This window comes from Mycobacterium palustre (assembly GCF_002101785.1).
Classification (GTDB): Bacteria; Actinomycetota; Actinomycetes; order Mycobacteriales; family Mycobacteriaceae; genus Mycobacterium; species Mycobacterium palustre.
In genome coordinates, this window is record NZ_LQPJ01000024.1 from 1 (window position 1) to 17,826 (window position 17,826).

The window sequence follows — 17,826 nt, forward strand, 5'->3', positions numbered from 1 at the left end:
AAAATCCCAACGCACCGCGAAGGGGGGGCCAAAACTAGCCGTCACACTGGGGCCACTTCAAGTTGACATTGCCACCCGTGCGGGCGGTGGCGATCACCATGGCCACATCCTGAGCCACCAGTTGATGCACCACTAACGCCGACAGGTCGTCGAGCAGGTGGGCGTCGTCGATCACGACCAGCAGCGGCGCGCTGCCCGCACCGCCGCGCAACGCTTTCAGGACCTGGCGCGCCATGGCCAGCGGGGTGGCGTCGAAGTCATCGATCCACGCGGCGAACGCGCCCAGCGGCACCGCTTGCCCGATCGCCGTTGCGGCCACCCGGCTAACCGCCCAACCCGACGCGGCCATCACGTCAGCGGCCTCACGGGCCAGCCTGGTCTTACCTACGCCGGGTCGGCCGGCGATGACCACCCCCTTGCGCTCACCATCGGTGAGCGCTTCACGGATCATCCGTAGCTCTTCCCCCCGGCCCGTCAGGAGCCAGCGGTCGCCCATGGCCGAAATGTTAGCCAGACCCGCCAGTCGGAAGTTACGGCTTGGGGAATTTCTGTAGTTCTGCGTCCAACTTCTGTCTGGCCAATTCCAGCACGCTGTCGAGACCCTCCGGTTCGATCTGCAGGTACTGGCAGATCACCTCATCGGCGACACCGGCCCCGCGCAGCCGCAAAGCCAGCGAATGCGCATCGGGAAGCCGGCGCAACGCCGCCTCATAGCGCAGTGCGGCGTCGTCGAAAGCGCTCATGGCTGCCCTCGCCGGTTCGTTCGACCGCCGCCCGACTGCGTCATGGCGCGCACACCGTCGTCGCCCCCGACTCACCGACGTCACCGCCGCGATGCCGTGGCGACCACCGCGTCTGCCCGGCGATCGTGTCGTCCCGCAGCCGACACGCCTTCATCGCCGTGTCACCGTGTGCGCCCGCGTTGGTCATGTCGGTGCGCGGTAGGTCAATGTCGGCCTCCTTTGGCCGTGCGGTCGTCGCTTGACTCGCCGCGCCGGCGCAGACCCACCGCCGCGGCCACAAGCCATTCTGGGCGGCCCGGCGGTGCGCGGTACCCGTGTTCGACTACCTGATTCGGGCAACCAACCTCAACCGACTACGCGCGATCCGACCGCTTGCGCGCTCCCGCTACGCACACGCGCAGTCGCGGCCGACCACGGCGGCCACGGGCCGACACGAATTCTTTTAACTCCCTCGTGTTCGTTGGTGATCCGATCGCTTCGGGCGATCCGTTGGTTCGGGCGCCGGGTCGTTGTGGGTAGTTGCGGCGCGGCGCTGAGTAATCGGCGCGACCGTCGCGCCGAATTGCAGGTAGTACAGCACGGGTCCCGCACCAGCTCGGCGGGCCGACGATAGCCCTAAGCAGGGTGGCCGCCCCGCGCACCACCTTCGCCCCGCGACCTTTAGCGCAAACCTGTATGGGAGGAGTCTCATGCGAGCTATCAGTCGTCCACAACGCCCCGTTATCCGCGTGGCGGCCGCCGCAGCGGCGGGCGCGCTGGCTATCGGGATGGCCCCCGTCGCACGTGCCGACGACACCTGGGGCGCCATCGCCATCTCACCAGACAGCACGCGGTGGGGATTGTCGAATGGGCAACAAGACCAGGGATCGGCCAGAACCGTTGCAGCGTACAAGTGTATGGGCAACGGCCCGGGCTGCAACGGAAACGTCACCACCTTCACCGACTGTGGTGTGCTGTTCCGAAACGGCAACAGCCTGTTCACCGCGACCGGGGCCACCAAAGAGGACGCCGAATCCGCGGCCCAGAAGCAAACACCCGGCAGCACCGAAGTCAGCTGGGCATGCAACAACCCGCCGGCCTCGGGCCCGACCAGCTACCGGGGTTGACACCGCCAGTGATCGGCGGCCAGCCTGACACCCGGTTCACGGCCGGACAAATGCTCGGGCGCCCAGCAACGGTTCCAGCCTGGCCTGCGTCCTCAGCGGTTTTTGGCGACGACGTTCACAGCATCGGCTGACTCGAATATCAACCTGTCAGGAGGACCTACCCCCATGGCTATTGGACGGGCGGTTACCGTCGTCGCCATTTCTGCCGCCGTCGCCGTCGGAATAGCCGGTTGCGCGCGGGCCGGCGGCCCCCGGAATCCCGGGGCAGCCTCTCCGCCCGGCGGAACATCACCGGCCGTGGTGACCGCGAACCAGATGAGCGGCCGCTTCACGGCTGTCGAACAAGGGGATCCACCCGCGGTGTGGACGTTCACTTCGTGTGGCAATGGATGCGCCGAAGTCAAGTTCGCGGACGGCCGAACCGCGGTGGCAACCCTGGACAACGGCCAATGGACACTGGACGAACTCGACAACCCCACGGCAATTAAGTGCACCGCCGACGGCTCCGAGAAGCCCGGCACCGCCCACTATTCCTGGGATCCGACCACTTTGACCGGCCAAACCTGGGCCACCGACGACAGCGGAGCATGCGGGGCGGTGCGCGGAATCGACACGGCCGGCGTGCCATTCAGCTTGACACCGGTGAGGTGATCAATCCAGGTTGTGGTGGCGCGATTGAGTCCATCAGGAAACGCACCCGGATTATTGCGAAACATCGTGGGCCCGATTCCCGCCGGGAAGCTCCCCGGTCGTGGCGGAAATGCAAACTCGCACAAGAGCGTACAAGCGGCGGGCGGCGCCTTTTCGAAACACTGCGGCTTTCACCGGCTGGGCCCAAGCCTGCGAAGCTAGCTGAGGCGAAAGCTGCTGTAGTCGTTTGGTGCTCGGTGAGGGTCAGGTCGTCAGGATCGTCGCCGCCGCGGTGCCCGGCGCCCCGTAGAGCTGGGTGAAGCCGACCTTCGGATTGCCGGGGACCTGCCGGTCGCCCGCCTCGCCGCGGAGTTGACGAACGATTTCGTGAATCTGGCGCAGGCCGGACGCACCGATCGGCTCACCGTTGGCGATCAGTCCCCCGTCGGTGTTGACCGGCATCGCGCCGCCGATCTCGGTGGCGCCGTCGGCCAGCAGCTTCTCCTGGTCGCCGTGCGCGCAGAACCCGCATTCGGCCATGTGGATGATCTCGGCGCCCGCGTCGGTGTCCTGGAGCTGGATCACGTCGACGTCGTCGGGCGCCACCCCGGCCCTTTCGAATGCGGCTCGCGCGGCGTACACGGTCGGCGCGACGTCCTCGTCGACCGGCGCGAAGGTGGTGTTCACCTCGTAGGCGCCGTAGCGGCGGGTGCGGACCTCGACCGCCCGCAGGTAGACGGGCTTGGAGGTGTAGCGGTGTGCGATATCGGCCCTGCACATCACCGCGGCCGCGGCGCCCTCGTCGGGTGCGCAGAACATGTACTGGGTCAGCGGGTAGTTGAGCACCGGCGAATTCAAAATCTGGTCCTCGGGGATCGTCTTGCGGCGGAACGCGTTCGGATTCAGCGAACCGTTTCGGAAGTTCTTCGCGGCAACTTTGGCGAGCGTCGCGGTGGAGATGTTGTGCTCGTGCAGATAGCGATTCGCCTTCATGCCGAAAAACTTGGTGGTCAAATACTGCCCGTTCTCCGCATACCAGCTCGGCATGCCCACCAGCGCCGGGTCTTCGGTGAAAGCCCCGCGCGGGTGCTTGTCCAGGCCGATGGCGATGCCAATGTCATAGTCGCCCAACCGGATTCCGTCGGCACCGGCCTTGACCGCGCTGGCCGCGGTCGCGCACGCGTTGAACACGTTGGTAAACGGGATGCCCGTCAGGCCCACCATGCCGACGATCGCGTCGGGGTTGGCCACCGTCCAGCTGCCACCGGTGGCGAATTGGATGTCCTGCCACGCGACACCGGCGTCGGCGACCGCGGCGAAGATCGCGTCGACGCCCATCTGCATCGCCGACTTGCCCTCGAAGCGGCCGAACGGGTGCAGACCCACCCCGATGATGGCGACGTCGTTGGTCATCGGTCTGTCTCCTTGTTCTCGGGCGGCGCTAACGCCGGCGCACCAGCTGTGCCCGCCGAAGGGCCGCAGGTCGGTGTTGATCCTGGTGTCGCCGCGTGGCGAGCAGCGCTCCGCGGCGCGCGTTGGCGGCGCCGATACCGGTGCCGGTCAAGCGACGGCCCCCGAGTCCTTCAGCTCGGCGATGCGGTCCCAGTCCATGCCGAGCTCCATCAGCACGACCTCGGTGTGCTCGCTGGCCTGCGGCGCGCGGGTGGTCACCAGCGGCTCGTGATTGAACTGGACGGGGCCGCGCACCACGCGGAACGGCTTTCCGCCGCTCGCCAGCTCGACCTCGGCGATCATGTCGTTGGCGATGGCCTGCTCGTCGTCGACGAGATCGAGGAGGCTCTGGAAGGGCGCCCACTGGCCCTTCATCGTCTTGAGGTGCTGGCGCCAGTACGCAAAGGGCTTGGCAGCGAACGCCTTCGCGATCAGTTCGGCTGCCGCGTCTGCGTTTTGGATCAGCGAGAGCACGTCGGAAAAGCGGGGGTCGTCGGCGGCCTCGGGGATGCCGAGGTGCTCGAAGGTGTCGCGGATCAAGCCGGTCGGGCTGATGATGCAGAGGTTGATGGTGCCGCCGTCGGAGGTTTCGTAATTGCCCATGAACGGATTTACCGACGGGTTCCCCGAACCCGGCATCGGCGTGCGCATCACCTCTCCGGTCTCCATGCCCTGGGTGAGGCTGGCCCCCGCCGCCCACCATGCCGTGCTCAGCAACGACACATCGAGCTCGACGGCTTCGCCGGTGCGCTCGCGGTGCAGCAACGCGGCCGAGATGCCGCCGGCGATGAACATGCCACCGATGGAATCACCGAACGCCGGGATGCCCTGTCCCAGTGCGCCGCCCAGCTCCTCCGGTGTCAGCGCATAGCCGATGCCGCTGCGCGTCCAGAACGCCGTCCCGTCGTAGCCGCCGACGTCACGCTCGGCACCCTTGTCGCCGTACGCCGAACCCCGCGCGTAGACGATGTTCGGGTTCACCTCGCGGATGTGCTCCACGTCGAACTTGTGCTTCTGCCGCTGCGCGGGCAGGTAGTTGGTCAAGAACACGTCCGAGACCTTGGCCAGTTCGTAGATCACCTCCTGGCCGCCGGGTGTGGACACGTCGATCCCGACGCTGCGCTTGCCGCGGTTGGGATGCTCCATCAGCGGGTGCCGGTCCGGATCGACCTGGATGCCGCCCATGTTGAGGAAGCCGCGTTGGGTGTCACCGCGCAGCGGGTGCTCGACCTTGATGACGTCGGCGCCCCAATCGGCGAGGATGGCCCCGGCCGCGGGGACGAACGTGAACTGCGCGAGCTCGAGGACGCGAAAGCCCTCCATTACCTTGATCATTTTCGGACCCTACTTCTCGTCGAACGTCACCGGAAGCGCCGTCGGCGAACGGAACGGCTGCCCGTGGATGTGCGGATCTTGGACGTCTCCGTCCATCTCCAGCCGGAGGTTGGTCAACCGTTTGATCAGGCATTCGAGGGCGACCCGGGTTTCCAGCCGGGCCAGGTGTAGGCCCAGGCAGGTGTGCTCACCGGCGGCGAAGGAGATGTGCGGCAGGTGCTTGCGGAAGATGTCGAATTCTTCCGAACGCTCCCAGCGCCGTTCGTCCCGGTTGGCCGAGCCGATGCACACCCCGACCACCGAACGGGCCGGAATCTCAACGCCTTCCAGCTCGGTGTCCTCGGTCGTGAAGCGCTGCACCGTCGTCAGCGGTGTCTCGAAGCGCAGGCCCTCCTCGATCGCAGGACCGATCAGCCCGGGGTCTGCCTGCACGGCGGCGAACTGGTCGGCATGCGTGAGCAGCAGGTAAAGCAGGTTGCCCGACGACCGATAGGTCGTCTCCAGGCCGGCGGGCAGCAGCAGCCGCAGGAACGAGTAAATCGCCTCGTCGCTGAGCTTTTCGCCGTCGATCTCCGCGGTGACCAGGTCACCGATGATGTCCTGGGTCGGCTTGGATCGGCGCTGCTCGATCTGCTCGAGGAAGTAGTCTTTGAGCGCCGCCGACGCCTCGAAGGCGCGCTCGTAGTTGATGTGGTAGCTGATCAGCTCCTCGGCGCGCTTGCGGAACAGCGGCAGGTCGTCGGCCGGCAGTCCCAACAATCGGGCGATGATGCGGGTGGGGAATTCGAACGTGAATTGCCGGACCAAATCGGCGTGCCCGCTGCCGATGAACTCGTCGATCAACGCGTCGCAGACCGGCCGCACGATGGTGGGTTCCCACCGCGTCAGCGCCTTGGACTTGAACGCCGCCGACACCAGGTTGCGATGGTCGCGGTGCTGCTGCCCCTGCATCGCGAGGATCGTTGGCCCCATGAACAGCCCGATCGTTTGGTCGTAGGGCTTGGAGCTGAACACCCGCCCGTCGCGGAACACCTTGTTGACCGCGTCGAAGGACATCGCGGAGTACTCGCGCTTGGGCACCAGGGACTCCGGTGTCTTGGAGTAGTCCATGACCGACCCGCGAAACGCGCCCGACTGTCGGCGCTTGCGGGCGAAGAACGGGTAAGGGTCGCGCAGATCGACGGCCTGGTCGCCGGTGTGCACATCGGTCGTCACCTAGGCCTCCAGCATCGTCGGCGAAACGGGGCGGTCCTCGCGTAAGATCGTACTGTAATTCTTACAGTAGACAACATGGTCGCGAGGTCGCGGCCGCGCGGCTCAGCGACCGGCGTCGACGGTGGTCACCCGTTGACCGCCTGCTCGCGGGCCCACCGGTAGTCGGCCTTGCCCGATGGGCTGCGCTCGATGGCGCTGCGGAATACGACCGCCTTGGGAAGCTTGTAACGGGCCAACGATTTCGCGGCGTGCGCGACCAGCTCGTCGGCGTCCGCGTGGGCCCCAACCGCGAGCGCGACCACCGCGACCACCTCCTGGCCCCAGCGTTCGCTCGGCCGCCCGGCGACCACCACGTCGGCCACCGCGGGGTGCGAGGCGATCGCCGTCTCGACCTCCTCGACGAAAATCTTCTCCCCGCCCGAATTGATGGTCACCGAGTCACGGCCCAGCAATTCGATGACGCCGTCGGCGCGGTGGCGCGCGCGGTCGCCGGGCACGGCGTAGCGCACCCCGTCGATCACCGGAAATGTCTTGGCGGTCTTGGCCGCATCGCCCTTGTAGCCCAAGGGGACATAGCCCCGTTGCGCCAGCCAGCCCATCCCGTCGTGACCCGGTTGCAGGATGGCGCTCAAATCCTCGGATGCCACGAAGGTATCGGGTCCGGCGTTGAAGGTGCCGGTGGACACCGCCCCCGGCGTCGACATGTGGTGCATCTGCGCGCCCGTCTCCGACGAGCCGACGCCGTCGACGACGACGGCGTGGGGCAGGGCTTCTATCAAGCGTTGCTTCACGTGCGGGGTGAGCAGGGCGCCGCCGTTGGCGACCACGCCCACGGACGACACGTCGGCGACACCCTTTTCGATCGCCGCGAGCAGGGGGCGGGCCATCGCATCGCCGACCACGGTCACCACCGGCACCCGCTCCCGCTCGATCGTGCGCACCACGTCCTCGGCGTCCAGGTGGTCGACGACGGAAGGAAAGACGACCGACTGCCCGGTGGTGATCGCGGTCATCACGCTCCACTGTGCCGCGCCGTGGATCAGCGGCGGCAGGATCAGCACTTTGGCGCCGGGTCCGGCCGGCAACCTCGCGACGATTTCCTCGACGGAGCCGGACGGCTCGCCGGTCATCAGGTTCCGCCCACCGAAGGACGTCATGAAGATGTCGTGCTGGCGCCACAGCACGCCCTTCGGCATCCCCGTGGTGCCGCCGGTGTACAGGACGTACAAGTCGTCGGGCGAGTGCCGCACCGGCGGTGGTTGCGGCGCGCTGGAGGCCAGGACCGTCTCGTAATCGACCGCGCCGTAAAGCAAGTCGTGGCCCGAGTCGTCGGCGATCTGGATCAGCACGCGCAGTCGCGGCAGGTCCGGCAGGATTTCGGCCACCCGCGGCGCGAAGGCTGCGTGGTAGACCAGGGCGGTCGCCCCGGCGTCCTTGAGCAGGTATTGCAGCTCGCTCTTGACATAGCGGAAGTTGACGTTGAAGGGCGCGACGCGCGCCAGGAAGCTGCCGAGCAGCGCCTCGACGAATTCGTTGCCGTTGTAGGCGTAGAGGCCCAGCAGGTCCTGGCCCACCTCGTGCCCGGCCAGTCCCGAGCGTTCGGTGTGACACCCGAGGCCCCGCGAGTGCAGGTACGCGGCGAGCCGGTTGGATCGCTCGAGGATTTGGGCGTAGCTGTAGCGCTTGTCGCCACGGATCACCAGTTCGCGGTCGGGGATCGCGGCGGCGACGGCCGTCGCGACCTCGGGAACGGTGAATTGCTTTGCGCTGTTCACTCTTTCCTTTCCGCCAACGGGGTGGGCGTCACGGTGCCGTCGGTAGCGGTCATGGTAGCGCCCACGCCCGGATCAGGTCGTCGGTGGTGGTGATGGTCGCGAGCAGCGACAGCGTGTTGGCGATGACGGCCTCTCCGTACTCGGTGGGTACGCCGGCGACGGCGTCGCGCGGCACGACGACACGATAGGCCGCGTTGACCGCGTCCATCACGACGTTGGGGATGGCGATGTTCAGCGAGACCCCCACCACCACGATGGTCGAGATCCCGAGGTTGCGCAGCACGGCGTCGAGGTCCGTGCCGCCCATCGGCCCGACGCCGTGCCAGCGGCTCAGCACCACATCGGTTGGCTCCGGGCCTAATTCGGGCAGCAGGGCCGCGCCCGCAGACCCCGGGGCGATGTCGACGGCACCGCCACCGATGGCGAAGATCTTTGCGTTGTGGTTGGAACCCAGGCCGTCGGGGCGTCGGTGCACCAGGCAGTGGACCACGCGCACGCCGGCCGTCCGCGCCGCCGGCAGCAGCCGCAAAATGTTGGGCAGCGCGACCCGACGCGCCTCTTCGGCGAGCACCGCCAGCCCCGCGTGCGGGCCGACGACCGCGCCCTGGCACTCCTGGGTGACTATCGCGGTGTGCGCGGGGGCCGCGAGGTTTTCGAGTGCCGTCACGCCGGCACTTCGTAGAACTGGGTGGCCCACTTACGCAGGGCCATATAGCCTTTCGCGTCGATCTTGGACAGCGGCGGATGCTCCACGTACTTCTGGTAGCGCCAGATCTCCAGGTCGTCGAACACGGTGGATAGGAACTGCTTTTCGATGCGCTCGCGCAGTTCGCCGGGCGGCACGTCCGAGTCGTCTCCGGGGATGCGCGGCCACCAGATGGAGTAGAACAGGTCCGAGCATTCGTCGTCGACCGGCGTGCAGGTGAAGATCAGCCGATGGTTCTGCGCGCCCTCGAAGACGCTGATCGCCCCGCCCAGGCCGAAGAGGTGGCTGTGAAAGCGCAAGGCGAGGTCCTCGGGGTCGTCGCTGCGCGCGTCGGGCCAGCCGGCGACGAATCGCCATTCGTGGCCGACGATCTTCCAGTCCAGCACCCGCGGGGTCACCGTGGCGCGGTGGACGTACTCGAAATGCGCGCTGTCGGGGGCGTTTTCCGCCACGATCTGCGGGTGCACCGGTTCGCGCTCCGCACGCCGGGAGAACTCCGGGTAGGCGCGGTAGTAGGCCGCCGGGTCCGTCTGGAACTGGGGGAACTTCGTGAAGATGTCCGGCATCTCCCAGTGCGGCTCCCTGCCATCCGGCTGATGCCAGACGAACACGCAGTCGTACTGCTCGCGCACCGGGTACACGCGCAGCCGCAGGACGCGGTTGGGCCGGTCGGGTTGGTAGGGGATGTAGCGATTGGTGCCGTCGGGTCCCCAGCGCCAGCCATGGAATGGGCACTGGACGCAGTCGCCCTGCACCTTCCCGCCGTGGCCGAGGTGGGCGCCGAGGTGCTTGCAGTGCGCTTCCAGCACGTGCAGCTCGCCGGACTCGTCGCGGTAGGCGACCAGGTCCTCACCGAAGTACCGCAACGGCCGGACCTCGCCGACGGGGAACTCGGGCGACCATCCGACCATGAACCACCCGGTTACCTTCCAGGTGAAAGGCACTTTCACGGTGAGGCCTCCGGCGATCGTTGATACTAAGCGCGTTACAGTATAGATTTCAGCAGTTCGGTCGGTGCGCGGCAAGGAGCTTTATGGGTCCAGGGCCCGTTGGGGCGACCGACACCGCAGCGCCCCACTTCGACGCATTGGTCATCGGCGCGGGGTTTTCCGGCCTCTACATGCTGCACCGGCTGCGCCAGCTCGGGCTCCGTGCCCGGGTGCTGGAGCGGGCCGAAAACGTCGGCGGCACCTGGTTGTTCAACCGCTACCCGGGCGCGCGATGCGACATCGAAAGCATCGAGTACTCCTACAGCTTCTCCGAGGAGATCCAGCAGGAATGGGTGTGGACGGAGTCGATGCCGGCCCAGCCCGAGATCGAGGCCTACCTGAACTTCGTCGCGGACCGGCTCGAGCTTCGCCGTGATATCCAGTTCGGCACCGAGGTCGTCGCGATGACCTTCGACGAGCAGGCCGGGGCCTGGGTGGTGCGCACCCATACGGGCGAGTCGCTGGTCGCCCAGTTCGTCGTCCGAGCACATGGGATTCGACGAGCTGATCGATCCCCGCGAGACGCGTGACGCCCTGCTCGCGTCGCTGCGCCGGGGCCTGTCGAGTAGGCAGGCCCCGGCCGAACCGGTGGCGCGGACCGTCATCATGCCCTAGCGCCATGGCCCCCGCGACCGTGCGTGTGTGTACGCGACACCCCGTTTGAATGCGGCATTCTGCGCACGCTCGCGGCGCTACGCGGTGGCGCGGTAAGCCGCCACCACCGGCTCGAGCTCGTCGGGCGTCGCGCCGTGCATGATGACCGCGTCGGCGCCGTAGTCGAACTCCTTGCGGATGCGCTCCACACACTGCCGCGCCGACCCGGTCGCCGACGGTTCCAGCCACTCGTCGGGAATCAACGTCGCGATGTGCTCGATCTGCTCGGGGGTGGCCTTGTGGTCGATCCCGCCCGCGATCGACCTCACCACCGGATCTTCCCGAAAGCGTTGCAGGACAGCGGGATCCCAATCGTTGGTGCGAACCATCAGGTCGCCGTAGCCCTGCAGGTAGGTGGCCAGGCGCGCGACGGTCTTCTTCAGCCGCAACGGCTCGGGCAGATGGTCGCCGACCGTGGCGAAACACGACCACACCCGCACGTCGGCGGGATCGCGGCCCGCCTGCTCCGCGGCGGACTTGACGGTCGCCACGCAGCGCCGCAGTGTCTCCGGCGTGAAGTAGGTGTGCAGTATGACGTCGTCGAACGCCCGGCCCCCGAGCGCGAGCGTCTGCGGCCCGAACGCCACCAGCGCCAGGCGAATGTCCTCGTCGAAGTCGGGGTCCAAAAAGAGGATGGGGTACCTGCCCATCGGGCCGTCGTGGTTGAGGATCACCTCGCCGCGCCAGAGGCGGCGCATGACCTGCGCCCAGTCCTCCATCTGCGCGGTGGTGACCGCGGGGATGCCGAACGCGCCGTAGATCGCGGCGATGCCGCGGCCGATGCCCAGCGTGAACCGCCCACCGGAGAGCCGGTGCATCGTGGTGGCCCACGAGCCGGTGATCAGCGGATGGCGGGTGTTGTGATTGGTTGCGGCGGTGGCGATCTGCATCCGGGTGGTCACCGCGCAGGCCGCCCCGACGAGCGACGACGCCTCCTTGACGTTCCAGCGCTCGGAGATGAACGCGGTGCCAAAGCCCAACTCCTCGCCGCGGCGCGCCTCGTCCATCAGGGTCGCCGGGCCCGCGCCGCCGGCGCCGGCCAGCAGGTAGTAACCCAACTCGTCAAGCGCGCGCTCGCTCACTTCCGGATCCCTCGCCGGTGGCCGCACTTTGACGCCTGGGCGTTGGTGTCAGTGCCGTGCTCGTGGGTGCGCGCGACCATCAGCCCGCCACCTCGCGCAGGAAGCGTTCGGTCACCTTGAGCACGCGCCGGGAGAAAATGTGGCCGACGTGGCCGCCGTCGTACCAGAACAGCCGGCCGCCCCACCGCTCGTGCAACGCGATCGCGGGTTCGCGCATCGCCATCCGGTCGTGCCAGGCCCCGACGATGAGGCGGCGATGCGGCGGCGGCGCCGGGTCCACCGCCAACGGGTCGATCACCGCGGTGAGCTTCGCGACCTCCGGCGATCCGAGCAGTTCGGCCAGCCCCGCCCGGGACTGGCCCCAGCGCTTCAGGTGTCGCGCGATCATCGCGTTGAGCCCCAGGATGGGCGTGTACAGCGCCACCGCGTCGACCCGGCGCTCCAGGTGGGAGACCAGCGCGGCGACCGGGGTGCCCATCGAAATCCCCGCCACCGCAACGGCGGTGGCCTGCGGCCGCACCCACCGGACGACCGCGCGCACTTCCGACACCGACCGCATCATGCCCGCGACGTTGCCCAGCGGATCGACGTCCGGGTAGGCCGGCCACTCGCGGCGCCGGGAGCCGTGGCCGGGCTGCACCGGCATCGCGACGTTGAACCCGAGCCCGTGGTGGATGCGGCCGATCCGGGACAACAGCAGGTCCTCGGTGCCGCCCTGACCGGCGCCGTGCACCCACACCAGCCAGGGCCTCGGGTCGCCGCGGTGCCGGCACACGTGCACCACCGCCCGCGCCGGGCCGCCGAGGCCGTCGGCTTCCAGTGTCGCCGGCAGCCTCGGATCGTGTTCGAACGTCATCCGTTCGTACGCCAATCCCGCGATGCGCCGCCGGCGCACCGACGTCGGCCGCAGGGCCGGCGGGTCGGCGTGCGCACCGTCGATGCCCAGCGCGGACAGTTCCTTTGCTGCGGCGGTGCACCCGGCCAACGACCGGGTCACCGGGGGGCCGCCGTTCAGGAGCGAAAAGCCGCTCAGCACAAGCTCGTCCAGCATCACCTCGCCGAACTGGCGCAGCCCACGCGGCGACGTGGGTACCCAGCCGGTCGATTCGTTGAGGCCGGCCACGGTGCGCGGCAGCAGCATCCCGAGCTCGCGGGCCAGCTCGCCGGTGAAGCCCAGCCCGCGCGTTGCCCACGACATGCCCCGCGCCTATCCGAGCTTGAATCCGGTGTAGCCGCCGGCCGCGATCTCGTCGCAGCGGCGCCGATATTCGGGGATTCCGCCGGTGTAGCCCATATACATCCGCTTCTTGCCGGGCACGTTGCCGCCGTTGTACCAAGAATTGCACGACGGGTGCACCAGCACCGTCGGCGCGACGAGCGCGGCGGCGTGGTCCATCCACTCCTGCTGCGCGCCGGCCAGCGCCTCGATGGTGGAAATGCCGTTGGCGCGCAGGTATACGAGGCAGTCGCCGATCCACTCCACGTGCTGCTCCAGGGCGGCGACGAAGTTGGTGGCGGCGCTCGGGCTGCCCGGGCCCTGGATGGTGAACAGGTTGGGAAAGCCGGCGACCGCCAGGCCCAGATAGGACAGCGGCCCCTGGCCGGCCCAGAATTCCGCGAGCGACATACCGCCGCGGCCGCGGATGTCGATGCGGCTGAGCGCCCCCGTCATGGCGTCGAAGCCGGTGGCGTAGACGATCACGTCGAGGTCGTACGCGCGGTGCTCGGTGCGGATCCCGGCCGGTGTGACCTCGCGGATCGGCCCTCGGCGGAGGTCGACGAGGGTGACGTTGTCCCGGTTGAACGTCTCGTAGTAACCGTCGTCGATGATCGGTCGCTTGCACGCGAAGGGGTGGTCGGGCACCAAGGCGGCCGCCGTGTCGGGGTCCTTGACGATCCGGGCCACCGCCTCGCCGTAGAGCTTGGCCGCCATCCTGTTGGCTTCGATGTCGAAGAAGAGGTCGCCCCAATTCAGCGCCCCCAGCACGCCCTCGTCCTCGATGGCGCGCAGTTGCTCGGCGCGGGTCGCGGACTTCAGCGGCGGCCGGTGCAGCATCTCGAGGAGCACCGAGAACGCGCTCAGCCGCGCGGCGCCGACCGGGTGGGCCCGCTGGGCCGCTCGGATTTCCGGGTAGCGCGCCTTCAGCTCCTCCAGCTCGCCCGGTTCGAATCGGCGCACCCGCCACGGCAGGGTGTAGGCCGGCGAGCGCTGGAAGACAAAGAGCTGCAAAGCTTCCCGGGCCACCACCGGGATGAGCTGAACGCCGGTCGAGCCGGTGCCGATGACGCCGACACGCTTGCCGGCGAGATCGAAACCGTCCTTGGGCCAGCGGCTGGTAAACAGCGACGCACCGGCGAAGCTCGTCATGCCCGGGATATCGGGCTGCAGCGGTACCGACAGGATGCCGGTGGCGGCGGCCGACCGATACGACGCCTGCAACTCGGCGTTGCGCAGCTTGGCGGAGAGGTCCTCGCCGGCGTTTGACGCGCGACTGAGCGCGGCGGCGCTCATCGCACCCATCGTCGCACCGGGGTAGGCGAACGTCGCCACTTGGTGGTCAAAACCCAACAGCGACATCACCATCGAGCCGAACCCGTACGCCTTGTGCAGGGTGAGATGCAGCTTCAGCGTGGTGGCCGCGGTCTGGGCGGCGAACATCCGCGCGCCGGCGCGCAGCACGCCGCTGCGCTCGGAGCGGCTGCCGGGCAGCATGCCGGGGTTGTCGGCGAGGAAGACGATGGGCAGGTGAAACGAGTCGGCCACGGTGATGAAGTGCGCCGCCTTGTCGGCCGCCTCCGCGTCGATGGAACCCGCGATCACCTTCGGCTGGTTGGCCACCACCGCCACCGGGTGGCCCCCCAGGTGGGCCAGCGCGCAGATGATCGCGCGCCCGAACTGCGGTTGCACCTCGAACCAGTCGGGACCGTCGAAGACAACGTCGAGCACGTCGCGCATGTCGTAGACGCGGCGGTTGTCCCGGGACACGATGTCGAACAGCTCCGGGGTCGGGCGCGGCGCCGAAGATTCGGAGGCCGGCAGCGACGGCGGGTAGGACCACGCGCTCGACGGAAAGTAGGACAGGTAGCGGCGTATCTCATCGATCACCGTTTCGTCGTCCTGGGCGACGTTGTGGATCACCCCGCTGGCCAACGCGACGTCCGGCCCTCCGAGGTCCTCCTTCGAGATGTCTTCTCCCGTCGACTCTTTGACGACGGGCGGCCCGGCGGTGAAGATGGCGCCCTGGGCGCTCATGATCCGGAAGTCGCAGACCGGCGCCACCAGCGCGCCATGTCCGGCCGAGGGGCCGAGGACGGCGGCCACGGTGGGGACGCGACCCGAGCACTGCGTCTGGGCGAGCAGGTCGGTGGGGCTGCGTCCGTAGTGCCCACCGGTGGGACGAAAGCCGGCGCCCTCGAGCATCATCACGAGCGGAATCTTGTCCCGCAGCGCCAGTTCGGCGATGCGGTATCGCTTGGAGTTGCCGCCGGGGCCGATGCTGCCGGCCATGGTGGTGAAGTCCTCGGCGCCCAGCATCACCGGCGAGCCGTTGACCTCACCGGAGCCGACGACCAGCCCGTCGGCGGCGACGTCGCCGCCGACCAGGGTGCCTAACTCGCGAAACGTGCCCGGGTCCACCAGCCGCTCGATGCGCGCGCGGGCGTCGAGCTTGCCCTTGCCGCGGTGCTTGTCGAGACGCTCGGGGCCGCCCATGGCCCACGCGTGCCGGCGGCGGCGCTCGAGGTCGTCGAGCGTTTCCCCCCAGTCCTCGGCCTTGGTCATCCTTCTGTCCTACCTCATCGGGCCGCCTCACGGGGCCGCAGCGGCACGCTTGGTCGAAGAGCAGGGTCACATACTGGATTGCTTACTGTAAAGTTACCCGCATGCCAAGTCCCGCCCGTCTCAAGGTCGACGGGGGCATTCCCAATCGGCTCGCGGAGGTGCCCGAGGCGGCGCGCGCCCTGGAACACGAAGGGTACGACGGCGGCTGGGCCTTCGAGACCAATCACGACCCGTTTCTGCCGCTGCTGTTGGCCGCCGAACACACCTCCCGGCTGGAGCTGGGCACCAACATCGCGGTGGCGTTCGCGCGAAATCCGATGATCGTCGCCAACGTCGGCTGGGACCTGCAGGCGTATTCGCGGGGCCGGTTCATCCTCGGGCTGGGCACCCAGATCCGGCCGCACATCGAGAAGCGATTCAGCATGCCATGGAGCCATCCGGCCCGCCGAATGCGCGAGTTCGTCGCCGCGCTGCACGCGATCTGGTCGGCGTGGCGGGACGGCACCAAGCTCCGGTTCGAGGGCGAGTTCTACACGCACAAGATCATGACGCCGATGTTCACGCCCGAGCCCCAACCCTATTCGGCGCCGAGGGTTTTTCTCGCCGCGGTCGGCGAGGCGATGACCGAGATGTGCGGGGAGGTCGCCGACGGCCACCTCGGTCACCCCATGGTCTCGAAGCGCTACCTCGACGAGGTGACCCTGCCGGCACTGCGTCGCGGCATGCGGCGTTCCGGCCGCGATCGCGGCGACTTCGAGGTGGCATCGGAAGTGATGGTCGCGACCGGTCAGAGCGACTCCGAACTGGCCGCCGCGGTTGCCGCCGTGCGCAAACAGATCGCGTTCTACGGCTCCACGCCCGCGTACCGGCCCGTCCTCGACCTGCACGGGTGGGGCGACCTGCATACCGAACTGCACCGCCTCTCGCTGCAGGGCCAGTGGGACACGATGGGCTCGCTCATCGACGACGACATGCTGGCCGCTTTCGCCGTCGTCGGCCCCGTCGACACCGTCGCCGCGGCCCTGCGCAGTCGCTGCCAGGGCGCGGTCGACCGGGTCCTGCCGATCTTCCCGGCCGCAACCAAAGCCTGTGTCAGCGCCGCACTGAAGGAGTTCCGCCAGTGAGCACACCGACGATCGACGAGGCCGCCCGCCTGTTGGCCGACCCGTTGGCGTACACCGACGAGCGGCGGCTGCACGGGGCGCTGGCCCACCTGCGGGCCCACGCGCCGGTGTCGTGGGTCGACGTGCCCGACTACCGGCCGTTCTGGGCGATCACCAAGCACGCCGACATCATGGACATCGAACGCGACAACATGTTGTTCACCAACTGGCCGCGCCCCGTGTTGGCGACCCGCGAGGGCGACGACATGCAGGCCAACGTGGGCGTCCGCACGTTGATTCACATGGACGACCCGCAGCACCGGGTGGTGCGGGCGATCGGTTCGGATTGGTTTCGCCCGAAGGCGATGCGCGCGTTGAAGGTTCGCGTCGACGAACTGGCCAAGAAATACGTCGACAAGATGTTGGCCGTCGGCCCCGAGTGCGACTTCGTCCAGCAGGTGGCGGTCAATTACCCGCTCTACGTGATCATGTCGCTGCTCGGGCTGCCCGAGGCGGACTTTCCGCGCATGCTCACGCTGACCCAGGAGCTGTTCGGCGCCGACGACTCGGAGTTCAAGCGCGGCACCACCAACGAGGATCAGCTGCCCGCGCTGCTCGACATGTTCGGTTACTTCAACGCAGTGACCGAGTCGCGCCGCGAACACCCGACCGAGGATCTCGCGTCGGCGATCGCCAACGCGCGCGTCGACGGCGAGCCGCTGTCCGACATCGACACCGTGTCCTATTACCTCATCGTCGCCACCGCCGGCCACGACACCACCAGCGCGACGATCTCGGGTGGGCTGCAGGCGCTCATCGAGAACCCCGACCAGCTCCAGCGGCTGCGCGACAACCCGGACCTGATGCCGCTGGCCACCGAGGAGATGATCCGCTGGGTCACCCCCGTCAAGGAGTTCATGCGCACCGCGGCCAAGGACACCACCGTGCGTGGAATCCCCATCGCCGCAGGCGAATCCGTGCTGCTGTCGTACGTGTCGGCCAACCGCGACGAGGAGGTCTTCGACGAGCCCTTCCGCTTCGATGTCGGGCGCGACCCCAACAAGCATCTGGCCTTCGGCTACGGCGTGCACTTCTGCATGGGGGCCGCCCTGGCTCGCATGGAGGTCAACAGCTTCTTCTCGGAGTTGCTACCGAGGCTCAAATCCATTGAGCTGGCCGGCGATCCGCAGCTGACGGCGACCGTCTTCGTCGGCGGCCTCAAACACCTGCCGGTCCGCTATACGCTGACCTGAGC

15 protein-coding genes and 1 pseudogene are annotated in these 17,826 nt (G+C 68.1%); 5 read left to right on the forward strand and 11 right to left on the reverse strand.

Annotated elements, in window-relative coordinates; translation table 11 throughout:
* Positions 1-34: 34 nt before the first annotated feature.
* Together AWC19_RS02395 and AWC19_RS02400 are read right to left on the reverse strand one after the other, a co-directional pair.
* Positions 35-496 (reverse strand): ATP-binding protein, encoded by a 462-nt coding sequence (locus tag AWC19_RS02395; protein WP_085076507.1) that lies wholly within the window; start codon positions 494-496, stop codon positions 35-37.
* A 34-nt stretch (positions 497-530) separates the two neighbouring features.
* Positions 531-743, reverse strand: a complete 213-nt coding sequence (locus AWC19_RS02400; RefSeq protein ID WP_085076508.1) for a hypothetical protein — start codon at positions 741-743, stop codon at positions 531-533.
* 767 nt (positions 744-1,510) lie between these two features.
* Here AWC19_RS02400 and AWC19_RS02405 point away from each other — a divergent pair.
* Together AWC19_RS02405 and AWC19_RS02410 are read left to right on the forward strand one after the other, a co-directional pair.
* Entirely contained in the window at positions 1,511-1,849 is a 339-nt protein-coding gene (locus AWC19_RS02405; RefSeq protein ID WP_245848661.1) for a DUF4189 domain-containing protein, read from the forward strand.
* A gap of 297 nt (positions 1,850-2,146) precedes the next feature.
* The gene (locus AWC19_RS02410) at positions 2,147-2,500 is read left to right on the forward strand and encodes a hypothetical protein (protein ID WP_085076510.1); all 354 of its coding nucleotides are present in this window, start codon (positions 2,147-2,149) and stop codon (positions 2,498-2,500) included.
* 243 nt (positions 2,501-2,743) lie between these two features.
* Here the strand turns inward: AWC19_RS02410 and AWC19_RS02415 are convergent, their stop codons facing one another.
* The 6 genes from AWC19_RS02415 to AWC19_RS02440 form a co-directional block, all read right to left on the reverse strand.
* A complete protein-coding gene (locus AWC19_RS02415) occupies positions 2,744-3,892 on the reverse strand; it encodes a thiolase family protein (protein WP_085076511.1) in 1,149 nt (382 codons plus the stop codon).
* A gap of 147 nt (positions 3,893-4,039) precedes the next feature.
* Positions 4,040-5,254, reverse strand: coding sequence for a CaiB/BaiF CoA transferase family protein (locus AWC19_RS02420; RefSeq protein ID WP_085076588.1), 1,215 nt, complete (start codon positions 5,252-5,254; stop codon positions 4,040-4,042).
* Between the two features lie 21 nt (positions 5,255-5,275).
* Positions 5,276-6,481 (reverse strand): cytochrome P450, encoded by a 1,206-nt coding sequence (locus AWC19_RS02425; protein WP_085076512.1) that lies wholly within the window; start codon positions 6,479-6,481, stop codon positions 5,276-5,278.
* A 125-nt stretch (positions 6,482-6,606) separates the two neighbouring features.
* Complete coding sequence (locus tag AWC19_RS02430) at positions 6,607-8,256, reverse strand: acyl-CoA synthetase (protein WP_085076513.1); 1,650 nt, start codon at positions 8,254-8,256, stop codon at positions 6,607-6,609.
* 49 nt (positions 8,257-8,305) lie between these two features.
* Positions 8,306-8,923, reverse strand: coding sequence for a cysteine hydrolase family protein (locus tag AWC19_RS02435; protein ID WP_085076514.1), 618 nt, complete (start codon positions 8,921-8,923; stop codon positions 8,306-8,308).
* Positions 8,920-9,912, reverse strand: a complete 993-nt coding sequence (locus tag AWC19_RS02440; RefSeq protein WP_085076515.1) for a Rieske 2Fe-2S domain-containing protein — start codon at positions 9,910-9,912, stop codon at positions 8,920-8,922. Before AWC19_RS02440 ends, AWC19_RS02435 begins: the two co-directional genes overlap by 4 nt.
* Positions 9,913-9,995: 83 nt before the next feature.
* Here AWC19_RS02440 and AWC19_RS02445 point away from each other — a divergent pair.
* Positions 9,996-10,469: pseudogene (locus AWC19_RS02445) on the forward strand (flavin-containing monooxygenase); the annotation flags it as partial.
* A gap of 174 nt (positions 10,470-10,643) precedes the next feature.
* On the opposite strand, the gene AWC19_RS02450 reads toward AWC19_RS02445, so the two are convergent.
* From AWC19_RS02450 to AWC19_RS31495, 3 genes are all read right to left on the reverse strand, one after another.
* Positions 10,644-11,687, reverse strand: coding sequence for a TIGR03857 family LLM class F420-dependent oxidoreductase (locus AWC19_RS02450; protein ID WP_085076516.1), 1,044 nt, complete (start codon positions 11,685-11,687; stop codon positions 10,644-10,646).
* A 79-nt stretch (positions 11,688-11,766) separates the two neighbouring features.
* The gene (locus tag AWC19_RS02455; RefSeq protein WP_085076517.1) at positions 11,767-12,885 is read right to left on the reverse strand and encodes an alpha/beta fold hydrolase; all 1,119 of its coding nucleotides are present in this window, start codon (positions 12,883-12,885) and stop codon (positions 11,767-11,769) included.
* A gap of 9 nt (positions 12,886-12,894) precedes the next feature.
* The gene (locus tag AWC19_RS31495) at positions 12,895-15,468 is read right to left on the reverse strand and encodes a carboxyl transferase domain-containing protein (RefSeq protein ID WP_085076518.1); all 2,574 of its coding nucleotides are present in this window, start codon (positions 15,466-15,468) and stop codon (positions 12,895-12,897) included.
* Between the two features lie 101 nt (positions 15,469-15,569).
* Here AWC19_RS31495 and AWC19_RS02465 point away from each other — a divergent pair, with 101 nt between their 5' ends.
* Positions 15,570-16,592 (forward strand): LLM class F420-dependent oxidoreductase, encoded by a 1,023-nt coding sequence (locus AWC19_RS02465; RefSeq protein WP_085076519.1) that lies wholly within the window; start codon positions 15,570-15,572, stop codon positions 16,590-16,592.
* Between the two features lie 11 nt (positions 16,593-16,603).
* Positions 16,604-17,824: a cytochrome P450 gene (locus AWC19_RS02470; protein ID WP_085076589.1), complete on the forward strand. Its 1,221-nt coding sequence runs from the start codon at positions 16,604-16,606 to the stop codon at positions 17,822-17,824.
* The last annotated feature ends 2 nt before the right edge of the window (positions 17,825-17,826 follow it).

What these genes read in the sequence shown, in the direction of transcription:
- AWC19_RS02400 (WP_085076508.1), bottom strand. Translation starts at nt 743, where the DNA reads ATGAGCGCTTTCGACGACGCCGCACTGCGCTATGAGGCGGCGTTGCGC.
- AWC19_RS02395 (WP_085076507.1), bottom strand. Translation starts at nt 496, where the DNA reads ATGGGCGACCGCTGGCTCCTGACGGGCCGGGGGGAAGAGCTACGGATG.
- AWC19_RS31495 (WP_085076518.1), bottom strand. Translation starts at nt 15,468, where the DNA reads ATGACCAAGGCCGAGGACTGGGGGGAAACGCTCGACGACCTCGAGCGC.
- AWC19_RS02465 (WP_085076519.1), top strand. Translation starts at nt 15,570, where the DNA reads ATGCCAAGTCCCGCCCGTCTCAAGGTCGACGGGGGCATTCCCAATCGG.
- AWC19_RS02405 (WP_245848661.1), top strand. Translation starts at nt 1,511, where the DNA reads ATGGCCCCCGTCGCACGTGCCGACGACACCTGGGGCGCCATCGCCATC.
- AWC19_RS02420 (WP_085076588.1), bottom strand. Translation starts at nt 5,254, where the DNA reads ATGGAGGGCTTTCGCGTCCTCGAGCTCGCGCAGTTCACGTTCGTCCCC.
- AWC19_RS02455 (WP_085076517.1), bottom strand. Translation starts at nt 12,885, where the DNA reads ATGTCGTGGGCAACGCGCGGGCTGGGCTTCACCGGCGAGCTGGCCCGC.
- AWC19_RS02415 (WP_085076511.1), bottom strand. Translation starts at nt 3,892, where the DNA reads ATGACCAACGACGTCGCCATCATCGGGGTGGGTCTGCACCCGTTCGGC.